17 protein-coding genes are annotated in these 17,323 nt (G+C 71.9%); 12 read left to right on the top strand and 5 right to left on the bottom strand.

Annotated elements, in window-relative coordinates; all coding sequences use genetic code 11:
- Positions 1 to 113 precede the first annotated feature (113 nt).
- The 4 genes from ABD811_RS05355 (at position 114) to ABD811_RS05340 (ending at position 3,994) form a co-directional block, all read left to right on the top strand.
- Entirely contained in the window at positions 114 to 1,331 is a 1,218-nt protein-coding gene (locus ABD811_RS05355; protein ID WP_344941644.1) for a helix-turn-helix domain-containing protein, read from the top strand.
- A 142-nt stretch (positions 1,332 to 1,473) separates the two neighbouring features.
- A complete protein-coding gene (locus ABD811_RS05350) occupies positions 1,474 to 1,800 on the top strand; it encodes a hypothetical protein (RefSeq protein ID WP_344941639.1) in 327 nt (108 codons plus the stop codon).
- Between the two features lie 911 nt (positions 1,801 to 2,711).
- Positions 2,712 to 2,855, top strand: coding sequence for a hypothetical protein (locus tag ABD811_RS05345; protein ID WP_344941636.1), 144 nt, complete (start codon positions 2,712 to 2,714; stop codon positions 2,853 to 2,855).
- On the top strand, positions 2,852 to 3,994 hold the full coding sequence (locus ABD811_RS05340) for a methyltransferase domain-containing protein (protein WP_344941633.1): 1,143 nt from the start codon (positions 2,852 to 2,854) through the stop codon (positions 3,992 to 3,994). The genes ABD811_RS05345 and ABD811_RS05340 overlap by 4 nt, the downstream gene beginning before the upstream one ends.
- A gap of 2 nt (positions 3,995 to 3,996) precedes the next feature.
- Here ABD811_RS05340 and ABD811_RS05335 read toward each other — a convergent pair whose 3' ends face one another.
- Positions 3,997 to 4,746 (bottom strand): M15 family metallopeptidase, encoded by a 750-nt coding sequence (locus tag ABD811_RS05335; RefSeq protein WP_344941630.1) that lies wholly within the window; start codon positions 4,744 to 4,746, stop codon positions 3,997 to 3,999.
- A 226-nt stretch (positions 4,747 to 4,972) separates the two neighbouring features.
- On the opposite strand from ABD811_RS05335, the gene ABD811_RS05330 reads away from it, so the two are divergent.
- The gene (locus ABD811_RS05330; RefSeq protein WP_344941627.1) at positions 4,973 to 5,392 is read left to right on the top strand and encodes an MFS transporter; all 420 of its coding nucleotides are present in this window, start codon (positions 4,973 to 4,975) and stop codon (positions 5,390 to 5,392) included.
- Positions 5,393 to 5,457: 65 nt separating this feature from the next.
- Here the strand turns inward: ABD811_RS05330 and ABD811_RS05325 are convergent, their stop codons facing one another.
- The gene (locus tag ABD811_RS05325) at positions 5,458 to 5,919 is read right to left on the bottom strand and encodes a MarR family winged helix-turn-helix transcriptional regulator (protein WP_344941624.1); all 462 of its coding nucleotides are present in this window, start codon (positions 5,917 to 5,919) and stop codon (positions 5,458 to 5,460) included.
- 163 nt (positions 5,920 to 6,082) lie between these two features.
- On the opposite strand from ABD811_RS05325, the gene ABD811_RS05320 reads away from it, so the two are divergent.
- The 3 genes from ABD811_RS05320 (at position 6,083) to ABD811_RS05310 (ending at position 9,748) form a co-directional block, all read left to right on the top strand.
- Positions 6,083 to 7,096, top strand: coding sequence for a pirin family protein (locus ABD811_RS05320; RefSeq protein ID WP_344941621.1), 1,014 nt, complete (start codon positions 6,083 to 6,085; stop codon positions 7,094 to 7,096).
- A gap of 283 nt (positions 7,097 to 7,379) precedes the next feature.
- Positions 7,380 to 8,573: an AAA family ATPase gene (locus ABD811_RS05315; protein WP_425549366.1), complete on the top strand. Its 1,194-nt coding sequence runs from the start codon at positions 7,380 to 7,382 to the stop codon at positions 8,571 to 8,573.
- A gap of 332 nt (positions 8,574 to 8,905) precedes the next feature.
- Entirely contained in the window at positions 8,906 to 9,748 is an 843-nt protein-coding gene (locus ABD811_RS05310) for a thioesterase family protein (RefSeq protein ID WP_344941615.1), read from the top strand.
- Positions 9,749 to 9,811: 63 nt separating this feature from the next.
- Here ABD811_RS05310 and ABD811_RS05305 read toward each other — a convergent pair whose 3' ends face one another.
- Positions 9,812 to 10,702 (bottom strand): MauE/DoxX family redox-associated membrane protein, encoded by an 891-nt coding sequence (locus tag ABD811_RS05305; protein ID WP_344941612.1) that lies wholly within the window; start codon positions 10,700 to 10,702, stop codon positions 9,812 to 9,814.
- Positions 10,703 to 10,705: 3 nt separating this feature from the next.
- The gene (locus ABD811_RS05300; protein ID WP_344941609.1) at positions 10,706 to 11,596 is read right to left on the bottom strand and encodes a hypothetical protein; all 891 of its coding nucleotides are present in this window, start codon (positions 11,594 to 11,596) and stop codon (positions 10,706 to 10,708) included.
- A gap of 343 nt (positions 11,597 to 11,939) precedes the next feature.
- On the opposite strand from ABD811_RS05300, the gene ABD811_RS05295 reads away from it, so the two are divergent.
- On the top strand, positions 11,940 to 12,461 hold the full coding sequence (locus ABD811_RS05295; protein WP_344941607.1) for a SigE family RNA polymerase sigma factor: 522 nt from the start codon (positions 11,940 to 11,942) through the stop codon (positions 12,459 to 12,461).
- 267 nt (positions 12,462 to 12,728) lie between these two features.
- Here the strand turns inward: ABD811_RS05295 and ABD811_RS05290 are convergent, their stop codons facing one another.
- The gene (locus ABD811_RS05290) at positions 12,729 to 13,343 is read right to left on the bottom strand and encodes a class I SAM-dependent methyltransferase (RefSeq protein WP_344941604.1); all 615 of its coding nucleotides are present in this window, start codon (positions 13,341 to 13,343) and stop codon (positions 12,729 to 12,731) included.
- Between the two features lie 178 nt (positions 13,344 to 13,521).
- Here ABD811_RS05290 and ABD811_RS05285 point away from each other — a divergent pair, with 178 nt between their 5' ends.
- The 3 genes from ABD811_RS05285 to ABD811_RS05275 all read left to right on the top strand — a co-directional run.
- Positions 13,522 to 15,132 carry a long-chain fatty acid--CoA ligase gene (locus ABD811_RS05285; RefSeq protein WP_344941601.1) on the top strand — a complete coding sequence of 537 codons (1,611 nt, stop codon included), beginning with the start codon at positions 13,522 to 13,524 and terminating at the stop codon, positions 15,130 to 15,132.
- 74 nt (positions 15,133 to 15,206) lie between these two features.
- Positions 15,207 to 15,719, top strand: coding sequence for a hypothetical protein (locus tag ABD811_RS05280; protein WP_344941598.1), 513 nt, complete (start codon positions 15,207 to 15,209; stop codon positions 15,717 to 15,719).
- 326 nt (positions 15,720 to 16,045) lie between these two features.
- A partial coding sequence (locus ABD811_RS05275) for a sigma-70 family RNA polymerase sigma factor (protein WP_344941594.1) occupies positions 16,046 to 17,323 on the top strand: 1,278 nt, incomplete at its 3' end.

The raw sequence follows: 17,323 nt of genomic DNA, 5'->3' as shown, positions 1-17,323 counted from the left end.
GTGCGACACCCGGCCTGTCACGAGGCGCGCAGGGGTGTTGGTGTTCGCTGCCTCATTGGCCGGGGTGCCGCGTACCGTGGGCGGTGGGTGTCGAGACGACCGCGAGGGTGGCTATGGCTGGACTCGTTGACGACGGCGCACGCCGCATTGGTGAGAACGTGCGGAACGCGCGGGAGTACCGCGGCATGTCGCTTGAGGCGTTGGCCGGTCTGGTCGGCCGGTCCAAGGGCTGGCTCTCCAAGGTGGAGAACGGCAAGGCGCGTTTGGAACGCCGCTCCGACATCCGGGCGCTCGCCGAGGCCCTCGAGGTCTCCGCGTCCGACCTGCTGGGCGAACCGGCCCCAATGATCCGGCCCCGCGACCGTGCGTACGGCGACGTCGTCCGCCTGCGGGAAGCGCTGTTCGACTCGTCCCTCGATAACCCGCCGGACGTACCCGTACGCCCCCTGTCGGCACTCGTTGAGCTGGCGAACGGGGACATCCGTGAGAAGCGCAGGGCGGCCGACGACGCACACCTGTCCACCGTGCTGCCCGGCGTCCTGGAGGAACTGCATGTTCACGCCGTCCAGGGAGACGAGCGCGAACGCTGCACGGCCCTTCGCCTGCTGGTCGACCTGTGCACGTCGGCGGTCAACGTGCTGCGTCACCTTGGACAGGTTGACTTGGCGTGGATCGCGGCCGACCGTGCGGAGAAGGCAGCCCGGCTCCTTGGTGATCCGGTGATGCTCGGGGCGGCGGCGGTCGCACAGGCGTCGGCGCGGCCGTCCGCTGGAATGTCTCGTCCTCTGCGTGACGCCGAACGGATCGCCGGCACCATTGAGCAGGTGATCGGCGACAGCAGGACCGGCCACGAGGTGTACGGAATGCTGCTGTTGTTCGCGGCCCTCGCGCGCCAGATCCAGGACGACACCGATGGGGCGTCCGAAAGGCTGGCCGAAGCCAAGCGGGTTGCCGATCGCCTCGGGGAGCAACCCGACGCATCCCCAGGAGAAGGATGGCAGAGCTTCGGACCGGCGAACGTCGGCGTATGGCGAACCATGCTGGCGGTAGAGGCCGAACACCCTGAGACAGCATTGAAGGCCGCTGCGGATGTCGAGGTGAACGCGCTGCCTCGGAGAAGTCGAAAGGCCGCCCTGGCGATCGAACAGGCTCGGGCGCTCGCCATGCTCGGCCGTAATGAGAGCGCTGTCCGACAAATCCGTCATGCCGAAAAGTTGTCGGCCGTCGCTGTGCACAAGAACCCCATGGTCCGGGATCTTGTCGCCGATCTTTACGACCGTGCGGCCGGGCGTGACCTGCGCGGTTTGGCTTGGCGCATGAACCTGAGCTGACAATCGTTTCTGTACGGAAACGACCGGAGGACAATTCCTTCTACGGTCTCGCCCACAGGGTGTCGCCTGGCACAAAGGGCGGCCCCGGACGCGGTGACTGCAACACCGGCCGGGGCCTTGACCGGAACGGAGCCTCCGGCCCATGGACGATCTTAGGTCCGAATACAACTCATTTCACCCGTTGGCTGCGTTGGGGGCGCGGCTCTCGGCGCGGCGGCTGCCGGTCGACTACACGGCACGCGGGCTGAGGGTGAAGAACCCGCGCGTCCCAGGGTGCTGCGCCGAGGTGGCGCACCCCTGCGACACGATCAGATGCCGACGCCGCGCCGACGACGGCGGTACGCCGTGGTACTTCACCTCGTGGCATGAGCCGATCGCTCCGGCCGACGCTCCGGACGACGCGGCTATGTACGTCCTCGGCTACCTGGCGCGGGGGCCGGAGCGGGCGCATCCCGAAGGGGTGTCGTGACCGCCGGGCCGGTGGCCGGAGCGCGGCCGTGGGCCGTAGAGGTGGACGTCGACCAGGTGCTCGCCGAGTTGCGGCGCCGATTCCCCGGGGTGGAGATCTGGCATGGGGCGTTCACCGGCAGCCTGTGGGGCCTGGTGTACGACCGGTCGGGCGACGCGCATCTGATCGAGGCGGACACGCCTGTGGAACTGGGACAACGCCTGTACGACGCCGGAGCGCGTTCGCCCCTGGAGCCGACCGGGGTGCCGGGAGCGGGCGGGATGGTGGCGGACCTGTGGTCGTCCCCCACGTCCACGCAACGATCCTCGGTGTCACCTCCGCCGCCACATGTGCTGCCCCGGCCATCGTGTGATGTGCCACTCCAGCAGGCTCCACAACCGCGTGCGACGTCACCTCAGCCACCGCTGGCGGCGAGGCAAGCATCGCGCCCGTCGCCACGACCTCAGGCATCGCGGCCGTCGTCGTCCTCGCGTCAGGGGTGGCACTCCTCGCCGCCGCCGTCGCGTCAGGGGGCGCGTTCGTCGCCGTCGCTGGTGCGGTCGGCGCGTGCGGTGCGGGGGCGGCATGAGGTCGAACGGCGCCGTGGGTGGTTGCGGCGTCTTCTCGACCGCCTGACCTGGACCGAGGACTGGTGACCAGGGGGCGGCCGCGCGGCGGACACGCCCCCTGGATCCCGGCGCCACCGCCCCCTTCCACGCCGCATTTCCGGGACAGTGCAACTGCAGGAAGCCCGGGGTGCGGCAACCACGGCGGCGGCGCGGCCGGCCGATATGTCATCGAGGCCGCGCCGCCGCCCCCAGACAGCGGGGCGGGTCCCGTGACCCGCCCGCCACAGGACGCGATCCCGGAAGAGATAGCTGCGACTCAACAACCGTCACTTCAATGAGCAGCGAAATCACAGGAGGAAGCAGATGGGTAAGCGCGGCACGAGCGGCGACAGCGGCGACGGCTACAGGCCCAAGGACAAGCAGGGCACGTTCGAGGACCCGGCCAAGCGCGAAAGCAAGGGCAGCAGGGGCAAGGACGACAAGGACAAGGGCGGCAAGGGCAAGTGAGCGACGCCGAGGCCCTGAACCGGCGGCTCCTCGACGAGATCGCGGCCGCCGACAAGCTGCCCGACCGGTGGCGCCCGGCGTTCCTCGCGATGCCCCGGCACCTGTTCGTCCCGGGCGTCATCTGGGTCAACGCCGACGGCGGCGGGTACACCGCACGACGCCGCGACGACGACCCGGCGGCCTGGTTGGAGGCCGTCTACACTGACGACGCGATCATCACGCAGGTCGACGACGGCGCCACCCCGGACACCGAGCCCGGGCGGCGGATCTCGAGCTCGACCTCGACGCCCTCCATCGTCGCTTCGATGCTCGGCCGCCTCCAGGCGGAGCCGGGGATGCGGGTCCTGGAGATCGGCACCGGTACCGGGTGGAACGCGGCCCTGCTCGCGTACATGGTCGGCGAGCAGAACGTCACCACGATCGAAGTCGACTCCGTGATCGCCGAGCGGGCCCGCAAGGCGCTCGCGGAGGCGGGCGTGTCGCCCACCGTGGTCACCGGCGACGGCACGGACGGCTTCCAGGACAACGCCCCTTACGACCGGGTCATCGCCACCGCGGCCGTGCAGCACGTCCCCTACTCATGGGTGGCGCAGACCCGGCCGGGCGGGATCATCCTCACCCCGTGGGGAACCGCCTACGACAACGGCGCGCTCGTCCGCCTGGTCGTCGACGAGCACGGCGCGGCGCACGGCACGTTCGTCGACAACACCGTGACGTTCATGTGGCTGCGCGCCCAGCGCGCCCCCCGACCCGAACCGCCGGCCGACCTGGCGGGCGCGGCCGAGTCGACCACGACCCTGCATCCGGACAGGGTCGCCTGGGAGAACATCAGCGCCTCATTCGCGGTCGGGGTGCGGCTGCCCGACGTGACCACGAAGTTCGTCGACGCCGACGGCGGCAGCGACGACGACTTCACCTTCTGGGCGTTCTCCGGGTCGTCCTGGGCGTGCGTGGACGTCACCGACGGCGCCTCCGCGCACCGGGTGCTCCAGCACGGCCCACGCAAACTGTGGGACGAGATCGAGGCGGCCTACCGGTGGTGGGAGCAGAACGAGCGGCCGCTGACCGGCCGGTTCGGGCTCGCTGTCTTCCCCGACCGCCAGTACGTCTACCTCGACTCGCTCGACAACCCCGTCTAGGGCTACCGGCCGTTGCTGGAGAAGTGCTGGTAGTCCTTGGCGCCGCGCCAGACGCCGCCCCAGCCCCAGCCGATCGAGGCGAACGCCTTCACCACCGGGTCGCCCTTGTGGATCAGTCCGGGGTCGCGGCGGCTGCGGTTCCTGTACTTCACGCAGTGCTTGTGCGCCACGGTCCCGTCGGAGGAGACGTAGGGGTTCTCGCACGGGTTGATGTCGATCGCCAGCCCGTAGGCGTGCTGTGACCAGGTGCTCGACCCGGTGGCGGCGCGGCAGTTGAACGCCGAGGTGTTGTCGGCCTCGATGGAGTCGAAGTCGCTGCCCTTGTAGACGTCCACCGGCTCCATGCGCTTGATCGGGTACTTCATCCGGTACAGCTTGCGGAAGACGGTGACCAGGTCGTCGGCCGCCTTGGCGTTGACGACCAGGCGCCCGTCGTCGTGCGGCCGCCCGTCCATGCCCCAGTACGTCATCTCGATCATCCGCAGGCCCGACACCGGCACCGGGCAGCCGCGGCGCCACGAGTGCTTGAGCTGGCCCGCCGTGACCTTCTTGATCTGCGCGCGGAACGGCTGTGCGGAGGGCGTCCCGCCGCCGGGCGGCGAGGCCGAGGGCGCCGGGGCGGGCGGTGTGGCAGGCGTGGCCCGGCCGCCCCCGGAGTGGTCCGAACCCTGGCCACAGCCGGTCGCGCCCGCGGTGGCGGCGGCGAACGCCGCGACGAGCGCCAGCCCGCGAATAGTCCATCTACCTGGCATGACAGCAGCATCGCATGCCCGCGCCCGGGTACCCGGCATGACGGGGCGCTCCGGCCGCGGCATTACCCGGCGACGCGCCGCGCTGCCTTCGTGGGGGACGGCCGGTTCGCTACCGTGCGTCTTGGCGCGTGGCTGTCGTTGAGGGGACGGGGGCGGGCACGCGCATCCGTTTCGACCACACCCCCCGCCGGGTACAGTCCCGGCGTCCCCGGCCGAGGGAGCCGGCATGGCGGATTCTCACGAGAGCGGCCGCCCGAGCCGCCCGAGCCTGGAAGACGAGATCTTCGCCGTGGCGTCCACGGTGGAGACCGACCGGCCGGACGACGGGCCGCGCATCCGCGTGCGCTCGCGTCCGCCCTGGGAGTGGGCGCAGGGCCTGACACGGCGCGACGTCGGCACGACGCTCGCGGGGTTCCTGACGTTCGTGTTCGTCGACCTGGTGATGATGTACGCGCCGCTGATGATGAGCCGCAGGCCGAGCCTGCTGCCGCAGATGATCACACTGCTGATGCTGGCGTTCGGGCTGGGCGGCCTGCTGGCGTGGAAGGTCGGCGGGGTGTGGCGGCAGTTCGGCATCGGGATGATGCTGGCCTGGGTGTTCCTGACCCTGGTGTCGGTGGGGTTCCTCACCGGCCTGACGCTGTGAGGACGCCCTGGGGCCCGTCGCCCCGGCGGTCGCGGGCGGGAGGCCCGGCGACGCCGGGGGAGGCGTCAGTTCTCCTCGGCGATGCGCTTGACGACCGAGGTGAACGCCCGGCCGATCGCCGCCAGGTCGTCGGGGTCGATCACGTCGATGAAGAAGGTGCGGACCGTCTCGACGTGGTCGCGGGCGGCCCGGTCCAGCACGGCGAAGCCCTCCTCGGTGAGGTGGGCGTAGACGCCCCGCTTGTCGTTGGGGCAGCTGCCGCGCACCACCAGTCCCTTGGACTCGAGCCGGGAGCAGGTGTGCGACAGTCGGCTGCGGGACTGGCTGGCGTGCGCGGCCAGTTCCGCCATCCGCAGCCGCCGGTCGGGCGCCTCCGAGAGGCGGACGAGGATCTCGTACTCTGAGATCGACAGACCGTGCTTGGTCTTCAGGTCGCGGTCCATGATCTCGGTCAGCCGGACGCTGCCGTCCACGTAGGCCCGCCAGTCGCGTTGTTGTGCGGCATCGAGCCAGCGTGGTTCGCTCATGGGGGACAGTATACGGCACTGTTTAACTTTCAACTAACGTCTTCCGAGCATCGTTCGGCCGACGTGTCGCACGCCGCGGAAATAGTTTATCTTTCAATCACGTTGCATCCGTGCGACGGCGCCCGCTCGTCCGGAGCGGGCCCACCACGTCTGAGGAGTACCGATGCCAGCCGTCACCGCGGACCCGCTGACCCTGCCCCGGCTGCCGCGCCTGCCCGAGGCCGGCACCGGCTGGCGCCGCGTCGCCAAGGTCGTCACCGCCCAGCGCCACCTGGAGGGCGAGGGCTTCCAGGTCCGGCGCCCGTTCCCCGGCATGGACCTGTCCCTGGCCGACCCGTTCCTGCTGCTGGACCACATGGGCGCCGTCGAGTACGCCCCGGGCGAGGCCAAGGGCACGCCCTGGCACCCGCACCGCGGCTTCGAGACCGTCACCTACATCATGGACGGAGCGTTCCAGCACCAGGACACCACCGGAGGCGGCGGCCTGATCTCCGACGGCGCCACCCAGTGGATGACCGCCGGGGCCGGGATCCAGCACATCGAGCAGCCGCCGCCGGAACTGGTGGCCAAGGGCGGGCTGTTCCACGGCGTGCAGCTGTGGGTGAACCTGCCCCGCGCGCAGAAGTGGGTCACGCCGCGCTACCAGGACATCGAGGCGCGCGACGTCACGCTGCTGGCCGCCGACGACGGCTCCTCGCTCGTCCGGGTGATCGCCGGGTCGCTCGGGGAGCACCAGGGGCCGGGCGTCACCTACACGCCGATCAACTACCTGCACGCGACGGTCGCGCCGGGCGCGCGGCTGACGCTGCCGTGGCCGCGCGAGTTCAACGCCATGGTGTACGTGCTGTCCGGGCGCGGCACCGCCGGCGTCGAGGAGATCGCGCTGGACGAGGGGCAGCTGGCCGTCTTCGGCGGCTCGCACCACAAGGGCGAGCGGGACGGCCTGGTCGTGCGGGCGGCCGACCGGCAGCCGACGGCTTCGGGGAACGGCTGGGAGATCCTCGTGCTGGGCGGGCTGCCGATCCGCGAGCCCGTCGCCCGGTACGGGCCGTTCGTGATGAACACCCGCGAGGAGCTCGTCCAGGCGTTCGAGGACTTCCAGGCGGGCCGGATGGGGACGGTCCCCGCCGAGAAGGTCCCGCACCGTTCGGCCGCGGACGACACGTCCCTGACCTGACGACCGGGCGCCGCGCCGCACGGCGCGGCGCCCGCCGTTTGCCGGGAGCGGCTGACGGGCGGCGAGGGCGTGCGCTAGTGTGTTCGAACAGTCGAACAGAAGTTCGATGACCTCGTTCGAACGCCCTCGCCTGGGAGGCGGCATGGTGGCGACGGTGACCGCGGATTCCGCGACGCGCCGCCGGACGGCGCGTCGCGGGACGCACGCGACACGCCGCAGCGGTTTCTATGCAAATCTACGGCCGCAGCTATATCGGCTCATAGAGTCCGAGAGCGTGGATCCCGTGCGCAATCCTTATGCCCCGGGCGCCGGGCAGCGTCCGCCCGAGCTGGCCGGACGCGACCGCGAGCTGCAGCAGTTCGAGGTCGTGCTGGAGCGGGTCGCCCGCGGCCGTCCCGAGCGCAGCATGATCATCACTGGGCTGCGCGGGGTCGGCAAGACCGTGCTGCTCAACGCGTTCCGCTCGATGGCGATCCAGCGGCTGTGGGGCACCGGCAAGATCGAGGCCCGGCCGGACCAGTCGATCCGCCGTCCCGTCGCCTCGGCCCTGCACATGGCCGTGCGCGAGCTGGCCCCCCGCCACCGCGCGCCCGACCGCATCGAGCGCTTCCTCGGCGTGCTCAAGGCGTTCGCGCAGGCGGGCGAGGAGCCGTCCGGCCGGGCCCGGGCGCGGGCGCACCGCTGGCAGCCGGGCATCGACGTGCCCGCCGTGCGCGGCCGCGCCGACTCCGGCGACCTGGAGATCGACCTGACCGAGCTGTTCGTGGACGCGGCCTCGGTCGCCACCGACGTCGGCGTCGGCATCGCGCTGTTCGTGGACGAGATGCAGGACGTCCCCGGCGACGACGTGTCCGCGCTGTGCGCCGCCTGCCACGAGCTGTCCCAGATCGGCGGGCCGCTGATCGTCGTCGGCGCGGGCCTGCCCCATCTGCCCGCGGTGCTGTCGGCCAGCAAGTCCTACTCCGAACGGCTGTTCCGCTACTCGCGCATCGACCGGCTCGACCGCGAGTCCGCCGACATCGCGCTGCTCGCCCCCGCCGAACGCGAGGACGTCACCTTCACCCCCGACGCCCTGGACGCCCTCTACCTGGCGGCCGACGGCTACCCCTACTTCGTCCAGGCGTACGCCAAGGTGGCCTGGGACGTGGCGCCCGACAGCCCCATCACCGCCGAGGATGTGCGGGTCGCCGCGCCGGAGGCCGAGAGCGAACTGGCGGTCGGCTTCTTCGGCAGCCGGTACGAGCGGGCGACCCCGGCCGAACGCGACTACATGCGCGCCATGGCCATGCTCGGCGACGAGGGCGACAGCCCGGTCGCGACCTCGGCGGTCGCCGAGGAACTGGGCCGCAAGCCCTCCAGCCTGTCCCCGGCCCGCGACGGCCTGATCAAGAAGGGGCTCATCTACAGCGCCGAACGCGGCCTGGTCGCCTTCACCGTGCCGCACTTCGGCCAGTTCCTGCGGGCGCAGCCCGCCTGACCGCCTCCGCTCGCCCTGCCCCGACGGAACTCCTGCCTTCGCCTACGCTTCTCTAGGCCTTTCTAGCGTCAGCCTCAGAAAGCCCTAGAGAATCCGATCGAACTCCGCAGGTGCGGGCGAGGCCGACGTGCCAGGCCATATAAATGTGTAGGCGTCTCTACGTCCTCGCTTAGAAGCCTCTAGAGAACGCTCGGAAGGCCCCCGCGTTGAACCTTTTAGAGAGATCTCGCTAGAATCTTCTTCTAAACGGGATCGTGGCAGGTCATCGGGGGACCGCGGGGGCGCCCGGCCGACGGCCGCACGCCGTACCGAGCGAGCGAACGGAGCGCCGAGTGAAGGAGTTCAGCCGGGCCACGGCGGTCAGGCCGCGGAACGAGGACGAGGGGAACGCCGCCGACGCAGGGGAACGGCGCGTGGAGTTCGACGCCGACCTGGACGCGCAGTGGAGCGTCGGCGACAAGCTGCACGGCGGATACGTCCTGGCGGTCATGGCCCGGGCCGCCGCCCGCGCGGCCTCCCCCGAGCACCCGCATCCGGCCGCCGTGAGCGCGACGTTCCTGCGGGCGCCCGACCCGGGGCCGGTGGTGATCGCCGTCGACACGCTGCGCGAGGGACGCACCGTCTCGCAACTGCGCGTGCGGATGTCGCAGGACGACCGTCCGATGGTCGAGGCGCTGATCTGCCAGGAACGGCTGGAGGACGCCGACCCGTGGTGGTCGGCCGCGCCGCCCGTCGAACTGCCCGACCGGCAGGACTGCTTCCTCGCGCCGAAGGAGCCGCCGGGGGCCGGCTTCCCGGTGCCGCTGATGGAGGTCGTCGAGGAGCACGTCGACCCCGGCGTGCTGGGGTTCGCGCTGGGGGAGCCGTCCCGGCGCGGGCTGATCCAGGGGTGGCAGCGGCTGGCCGACGGCACCGACTGGGATCCGTTCAGCCTGCTGGTGGCGCTGGACATGGTGCCGCCCGCCTCCTACGACCTGGCGCTGCCGGGGTGGGCGCCGACCATCCAGCTCACCGCCTACATCCGGCGCCTGCCCGCCCCGGGCCCCGTCCGGGTGCGGATGCGGGCGACCGACGTCGGCGGCGACCGCATAGACGAGACCGTCCACGTCTGGGACAGCAAGGACCGTCTCGTCGCCCAGGCGACCCAGCTGGCCGCGGTCCGCATCCCGTCCTGACCTCTGCTCTTCTCTAGCCGTCTCTAGCGGTAGATCTAGAGGCGGCTAGAGAACGCGAGACCGTCAGGCGGAACGCGCGGCGGCGACGTCCGGCGTCCCGGACGGCTCGGCCTCCACGAGGGCGGACCGGACGGTCCGGTGCCGCGCTGCCGTGGAGACGGCGAACACGATCTCCATGTCCCGGCCGTCCACCCGCGCCGGGAACACCAGGAACCGCCAGCAGCCCTCCCGCCAGACGTCCAGCGGCGCCGCGCTGGCGATCGCGTTCTCCCGGCTCAGCCAGGCGTCGCTCGCATGCAGCGCCTGGTAGGTCTCGGCGAGCGGGCTGCGGCGGCGATCGCACGGCGCGGCCGCACGCGGGCGCAGCCCCAGCCGCTCCAGCAGCGCCGGCAGCTCCGGCGACAGGGCGGCGAACAGCGTCAGCTCGGCCACGAACACCAGGCCGACCAGCGCGGGCCCCTGCCGCAGCACGTCCGTTCCCGAGTGCGGGGCGCCCAGGGCGACGACCGCCGCCAGCGTGCACAGGCCCGTCCGCACGACGCCGCGCCGCCCCACGGGCTCACGGCTCAGCTCGCCGAAACAGCCGCAGCCCGTGCCAGAGCCCTGCCTGCGCAGCTCACCGACCACCCAGGTGGCGGCGGCGAACATCACCGTCGTCGCCAGCCGGACCGACGCGTGCGCCGACATCATCATGGCCAGCCCCAGGACGCCCTCGAAGACCCCGAGTCCGAGGGTGACCTGGCGGCTGAGCCACGGCGTCCGCCGCCCGGGCGCCGCAACCCCGTACACCTCGTCGGCCGCCGGAACGCCGCGCACGTCATCGGCTGCGGGAACGCCGCGCACGCCATGGGGCGCCGCGGGCACGACCTGCGGCACGGTCAGCTTCGCCAGGCTCGCCGCCAGCAGGACGAACGCGAGCACCAGCACCTGCGTGCTCTGGACGACGGGCAGCACGGCTCAACCCTCCAGACCGGGCACGACGCCGCCGACGGTCACGTTGAAGCAGCCGGCGGCCAGATCCCCGCCCAGGCCGGCGAACGCGACGGGCGCCAGCTCGACGACGCGTCCCCGCGGCGACGTGCCGCACTCCACGCACCGGTCGCAGAAGCGGGCCGCGACGCACCCGCACTCGGTCACCGGGACGCACGCGACACGGTCGGTGCAGTCGTTGCGGACGGACAGCTCGCTGCCCAGGGACACGTACGGCAGCGGCAGGCAGGCGCTCGGCGCACCGTGGCAACCGCCCGCGTTGCCCTCCGGATCCACGGCGGGGTAGGCGAGGGCGACGTCCCCGGAGCCGAACCAGGTCGCCGTTCCGCGCACCTCGTTCGGCACGGGCGCCGAAGGGTCGGCTGCCGGGGACTGGTCGGCCCGGTAGCCGGGCTGCGCGGTGCCCGGCCGCGCCGCCCGGGGGCCGTCCGGGGACGCGACGCAGATGACGTCGATCAGGTAACCGGGTTCCAGCCGGGGGTGACGCACCAGCACCCGGCCGAGAACGTTCGGCGGGACCACCACATGGGCCCGTCCGCGATGGGGGCCCATGTCCACCTCCACGGCGTCCCGCCCGCACCTCACGACCGTGCCCATCACCCGGACGATGTCGACCCAGACCCGGTCGGCGCCGAGACCGTCGGCGGTGCGGACGATCGCGCGGCGCCCCGGCCGCAGCGCGTCCGGGCCCTCGCGTCCGCCGTGCCACACCGCGGTCGCCTGCGTCATCGGCACCCGCACCTCGCCCCCGTCACCGCCCAGGACGAGCAGGTGCGGGCTGGCGTCGAGGATCGTCCCGGCCACGGCGCGCACCGGGAGGCCGCCGGGAACCGCCCCGACATGGGACGCCCCGAGCACGGCCTTCCGGTGACGACGACGCCTGGCTGCACGGGGGTGGGGCGGCATGCGACTCTCCGACATCGATCTCGGTTGCGGGGCCTGGCTGTACGGAACAGCGACTCAAGGTTCACGCACCGTGATCCGACTGTCGACGGATTTGTCGCGACAAGTCAGCCGAGGGGTTGAGATTTATCACCCTGGAGAGGAGAATCGCACTCCAGGTTGACCCGAATATGTGTTTTTTGTTGGACCGGAATTACGATCTTCGTGCGATCGTCGAGAGCGCCGGGAGCTTGCCCGTTCAAGATCCCTCAATGGTACGGCTCGGCTGACGCCCTCCAACCCCTGGTTCGGTGGTGATGTGAACGCAACGCGGCACGAGGAGTTCCGCGAGTACGTCGCGTCCCGCGGCTCCGTCCTGCTGCGCATGGCCATGCAGCTGACCGGAGACCGCGCCGAGGCCGAGGACCTGCTGCAGGCCGCACTGGCCAAGACGTACCTGGCCTGGGACCGCATCAACGACCCGGCCGCCATCGACGGCTACGTCCGCCGCGCCATGGTCAACACGCAGATCTCCTGGTGGCGGCGCCGCAAGCTGGAGATCTACCCCACCGACGAGCTGCCCGACCAGCCCGTCGACGACCACACCCGCCGCAGCGAGCTGCACGACGCCCTCGGCCGCGCCCTCGACCGCCTTCCCCAACGCCAGCGCCTCGCGGTCATGCTCCGCTACTACGAGGACATGCCCGAAACCGAGATCGCCGAAGTCCTCGGCGTCAGCGTCGGCACCGTCAAGAGCACCGTCTCCCGCGCCATGGCCAAACTCCGCGACGACGCCGCTCTCGGCTCCCAGTTCCCCGACCTCCCTCCCGACCCGTATTAATCGATCTTTACTCCACCATCTCCACCCCAGAAAACCCGCTGGCGCCCACAACTCGCCGTCGCAGAACGCCAATTCACACAAGTCACACCAAGCACACAAATGCTTCTGCCCCGAGGGCAGGCATGGGCTCTAGGAGGCTGTGCGGGTTGCGGCCGCGCCCGCGCGTCTGTGTCGGCTCGGTGTGCTGCTGGCTGCTTGGCCGCTCGTGGCGGTGCGTCGGTCGGCGGGGTGGACGGTGCGGCCCCGTCCCGCAGCGGCATTCCGCTGCTAGGAGGCTGGTTTGCTCCAGGTTAGGGAGTAGCGGCGCAGGACGTGGCGGCGGTAGTGCACGCCGGGGAGCAGGCGGCGTGCCGTGGCCCGCACCTGTCCGTAGCTCATCTGCGGGTCGGCGACCGGCATGCCTCCCGGGCCGCCCGCGCGGCGCAGCACCTTGGTGATGCGGACGACCGGGGCGGCCGCGATCGTCGCCGCCCAGTCCGCCGGTGTCGCGTCGCGGGCCAGGCCCACCACCACCAGCGTGCCGCCGGGACGCAGCAGCTCGCGCATGCGGACCAGGGCCGCCTCGAAGTCCATGTGGTGCACCGTGGACACCGAGCAGATGAAGTCGTAGCCGTCGGCGGGCAGGCGAGCGGTCAGGAAGTCGCCGTGGACGAACGTGAGCGCCGGGTGGCCGGCGCCGAGTTCGCGGGCGCGGGCGATCATCTCCGGAGACCTGTCGACGCCGGTGACGCGGTCGGCCCGTCCGGTCAGCTTCAGCGCGAGCAGCCCGTCCCCGCAGCCGACGTCCAGCGCGTCGCCGCACTCCTCGGGGACGGCGCGGAGGATGCCCGCGTGGCGGGCGACGTTGGTGTTCCAGTAGGGCGTCGGGGCGGCCTGGCGCATCGGGGTCATCGTAGGGGCGCCCGGCTTCCGGCGGGGTCGTCCGCGCGAACGGCCGAGAGGGGCGTTGCGGGGTGCTTGTGGGGAAATAGGGGCCTGTCTGGTGATGACAATCACATCGGCGCGGTCGAGAATCCGGTTCTGAGGGCCGTCGAGCTGGAGGTGTGCCGTGTGGAGCACCATGCAGGACTTTCCCCTGACCATCGCCTCGATCATGCGTCACGGCACGGGCGTCTTCGGGGACACCCAGGTGGCGACCTGGACGGGGGACGGGACGCGGCGCATCACCTACGGCGAGCTCGGCGAACGGGTCGCGCGGCTGGCGGGGGCGCTGCGGGCGCTCGGCGTCGACGGTGACCAGCGCGTGGCGACGTTCATGTGGAACAACGCCGAGCACCTGGAGGCCTACCTCGCCGTGCCGTCCATGGGGGCGGTGCTGCACACGCTCAACATCCGGCTCTTCCCCGACCAGCTCGCCTACATCGCCGACCACGCCGAGGACCGGGTCGTCATCGTCGACGGGTCGCTCGTGCCGTTGCTGGCGCCGGTGCTGCCGCGGATGAAGACCGTGCGGGACGTGGTCGTGGTGGGGGCGGCCGACACCGCGCCCCTGGCGGACGCGGGCAAGGAGCTGCACTCGTACGAGGAGCTGCTGGCCGCGTCCCAGCCCGCGTTCGACTGGCCGGAGATCGACGAACGCTCGGCGGCGGCCATGTGCTACACCAGCGGCACCACCGGCAACCCCAAGGGCGTCGTCTACTCGCACCGTTCGGCGTACCTGCACTCGATGACGGCCTGCACGGCCAACGCGATGGGCCTCGGTGCCCAGGACCGGGTGCTGCCCGTCGTGCCGATGTTCCACGCCAACGCCTGGGGACTGCCGTACGCGGCGCTCATGGCGGGCGCGTCGCTGATCATGCCGGACCGCTTCCTGCAGGCCGAGCCGCTCGTCCGGATCATCGAGACGGAACGTCCCACCGTCGCCGGGGCGGTCCCGACGATCTGGAACGACGTGCTGCGGTACGCGCGGGACAACGGCAGCGACCTCGGCTCGCTGCGCCTGGTGCCGTGCGGCGGTTCGGCGGTGCCCGAGTCGCTGATGCGCGGCTACGACGAGATCGGCGTGCGGATCGTCCAGGCGTGGGGGATGACCGAGACGTCCCCGCTGGCGACGGTCGCGCATCCGCCCGTCACGGCCGACGGCGAGGAGTCGTGGCGGTACCGCGTCACGCAGGGCCGCGTGCTGGCCGGGCTGGACGTCCGCATCGTCGGTGACGGCGACGTGGTGCTGCCCAACGACGGCACCTCGGTCGGCGAGGTGGAGATCCGCGGGCCGTGGGTGACCGGCGCCTACCACCGCGACGAGGACCCGGCCCGGTTCCACGACGGCTGGCTGCGCACCGGCGACGTCGGCACGCTGTCCCCCGACGGCTACCTGGTGCTGACCGACCGGGCCAAGGACGTGATCAAGTCGGGCGGGGAGTGGATCTCCTCGGTGGAGCTGGAGAACCAGCTCATGGCCCATCCCGACGTCGTGGAGGCCGCCGTGGTGGGCGTGCCGGACGACCGCTGGCAGGAGCGTCCGCTGGCCTCGGTCGTGGTCCGCGACGGCGCGACGGTCGGCGCCGAGCAGCTCCGGGAGTTCCTGGCGGGCCGCGTCCCCCGCTGGCAGCTGCCCGAGCGATGGACGTTCATCCCCGAGATCCCCAAGACCTCGGTCGGCAAGTTCGATAAGAAGGTGCTGCGCAGGCGGTTCGCCGATGGCGAGCTCGACGTCCTTCACCTGCGCTGACGCACGGCCGGCCAACCTTTCGCCGGACGGCCGCGTCCAACGGGGCGTCCCACTCGTTCCCCCAGGGGGTGCCTGTGGCCCAGCTACCCCACCAGCCCACCCGCGACGGACACCGCGGCCGCCGGGGTGGCCCGAACGTGGTCGTCGTCGTGGCCGTCACGGCGGCCGTCACCGCCGTCGCCGTCGCGGGTGCCATCATCTTCCTCGCCACCCGTGGCACCTCCGAGCGGCAGGTGATCTTCACCGGGCAGGTCGTCATCACCGACACCGACCCGACGACCGCGTATTTCATCTGGGACAAGGACAGCTGTACGGGCGCAGGCAGGTACGGCGACGTCGCCCAGGGCGCGGTGGTGGAGGTACGCGACGAGGACGGGAAGGTGCTCGGCGTCTCGCAGCTCCGAGGCGGCGCGCCCGAGGGATTCCGCAAGAACACGCTGGGCACCACGGCGGAGCGGTGCGTGTTCCTGATCGACGGGCGGGCCGTGCCCGAGCGGGACGTCTACCGGGTGGTGGTCGGCCGGCAGGCGCCGTGGACGGTGGAAGCCGAGCAGCTCGGTCAGGCGATGGTGCGCCTGGGCGACTGACACGGCCGGGCGGCCGTGGTGGCGGCGAGCAGCGTCGGGTGCGGCCGCCCACGGTGCGGGGCGGCCCGGATCCGTGATCAGTATGGCCAGCCCCGGCGCCCGACTGGACTCTTGACGGTCTCTGACCGATTTGGGGCCTCGGTGGCGTGGACAAACCGAAGGTTTTTCAATACCACCGGTTCCATCGCCCTCACCTTCGGGTCATCCTTCTGCCGTTTTCGCGAGATCATGTGGTGCGGATGGTGTGGTGGGGTGTATTCAGAGTGGGCCGATTGTCCGGAAGGCTCCGTTGGGGCCGGACTCCCATGCGGATGCGGGGAGCGCTCATGCCCAGATGGTCCTCGTTCGACGGCGCCGCCGACCGCAGGTTGGTGCACGGTCTGAACGGTGGTGACAGGACCTCCCTGGCCGCGCTCTACGACGCGTACGCCGAGCGCCTTTACGATTACTGCGTGTCAATGACGGGCGAATACAAAACGGCCGTCGACATCGTGCATGACACCTTCATCGACGCCTGGCGCCGCGCGCCGCGCATGCGCGATCAGATGCGGCTGGGGTCCTGGCTGTACGCGGCGGCGCGGCGCCGTTGCCTGCAGCGCGGCGGGGACCGGCAGCTGCACTGGGAGACCGACGCCGACTTCGCCGACGTCCTCCCGCCCGACGGCGCCGCGGACGCCGCGACCCGGCAGGAGCCGCCGCCCGCCGCCGAACTGTCGGCGCTTCTGGAACGTTCGCTGGCCCGCCTGGACGCCTCCGACCAGGAACTCCTGCTGCTCTCGGTACGCCACGGCCTGCGCCCCGCCGAGATCGGCGCCGCGCTGGGGCTGTCGGCCCGGCGCGCGGCCGCGCGGACGGGCAAGGCCAGGTCGCGCCTGCGCACCGCCTACGAGGCCGAGCAGGTCGCGTGCGCCCGTCGCTGTGCCGCGGGCCGCGCCGGGGACGCCGCGACGATCGGCGGTACCCCCGCCGCCGCCACTGTCGCCGCCGAGCGGCCCGCGGCCGCGGCCAGACGGCACGGTGGACGGTCACGGCGGGCCGCCGGAGTCCTCACCGTGCGCCGCTCGTCCCGCCCGTCCACGGCCGTGGCGTCCCGTGCGCGCGGGGGCGACGGCGGGGGCCGGGCCCATCACGAGGACTGTCCGGTGTGCCGCCGCCGTCGCCGGGTGGAGGTCGGGGCGCTGCTCGTCCACGCGCCGTCCCCGGTGCTGCCCGCCGCGCTGCGGCACCGCGTCATGCACACCGCCACCGACCCCGAACTGGCCGGCTACCGCACCGACATCGCCGCGCGGGGCGGTTCCCTGACCCCCGACGGCATGCCCAGCCAGCCCGACGTCCCGTCGCCGTACACCCGCCGCTGGCTGTTCGCGGGCGGCGGCATGGCCGGTGCCCTGGTCACCGCCCTGGTGGCGGCGCTGCTGATCGGGCCGGGACTGCCGCCGTCCACGATCACCTGGCCGCCGTTCCGGACGCATCCGCAGCCCGCCGTGACGCCCGACCGGCAGACCAGCGGGCGGCCGGACGCGGGCGGCCACTCCGGCGCCCGCCCGCCGCTCGCGCAGGTCCCCGCGGCGCCGGCCGTCCCGGCCGGGCCGTCGCCCCAGCCG

This window comes from Actinomadura miaoliensis (assembly GCF_039536785.1).
GTDB lineage: Bacteria > Actinomycetota > Actinomycetes > Streptosporangiales > Streptosporangiaceae > Spirillospora > Spirillospora miaoliensis.
The sequence above is the reverse complement of the archived record's forward strand: the minus strand, read 5'-3'. Positions and strand labels throughout refer to the sequence as shown.

Excerpts from the sequence above, each read along its gene's own strand:
- ABD811_RS05355 (WP_344941644.1), top strand. The coding sequence starts at position 114 with ATGGCTGGACTCGTTGACGACGGCGCACGCCGCATTGGTGAGAACGTG.
- ABD811_RS05350 (WP_344941639.1), top strand. The coding sequence starts at position 1,474 with ATGGACGATCTTAGGTCCGAATACAACTCATTTCACCCGTTGGCTGCG.
- ABD811_RS05345 (WP_344941636.1), top strand. The coding sequence starts at position 2,712 with ATGGGTAAGCGCGGCACGAGCGGCGACAGCGGCGACGGCTACAGGCCC.
- ABD811_RS05335 (WP_344941630.1), bottom strand. The coding sequence starts at position 4,746 with ATGCCAGGTAGATGGACTATTCGCGGGCTGGCGCTCGTCGCGGCGTTC.
- ABD811_RS05330 (WP_344941627.1), top strand. The coding sequence starts at position 4,973 with ATGGCGGATTCTCACGAGAGCGGCCGCCCGAGCCGCCCGAGCCTGGAA.
- ABD811_RS05325 (WP_344941624.1), bottom strand. The coding sequence starts at position 5,919 with ATGAGCGAACCACGCTGGCTCGATGCCGCACAACAACGCGACTGGCGG.
- ABD811_RS05320 (WP_344941621.1), top strand. The coding sequence starts at position 6,083 with ATGCCAGCCGTCACCGCGGACCCGCTGACCCTGCCCCGGCTGCCGCGC.
- ABD811_RS05290 (WP_344941604.1), bottom strand. The coding sequence starts at position 13,343 with ATGCGCCAGGCCGCCCCGACGCCCTACTGGAACACCAACGTCGCCCGC.
- ABD811_RS05285 (WP_344941601.1), top strand. The coding sequence starts at position 13,522 with ATGCAGGACTTTCCCCTGACCATCGCCTCGATCATGCGTCACGGCACG.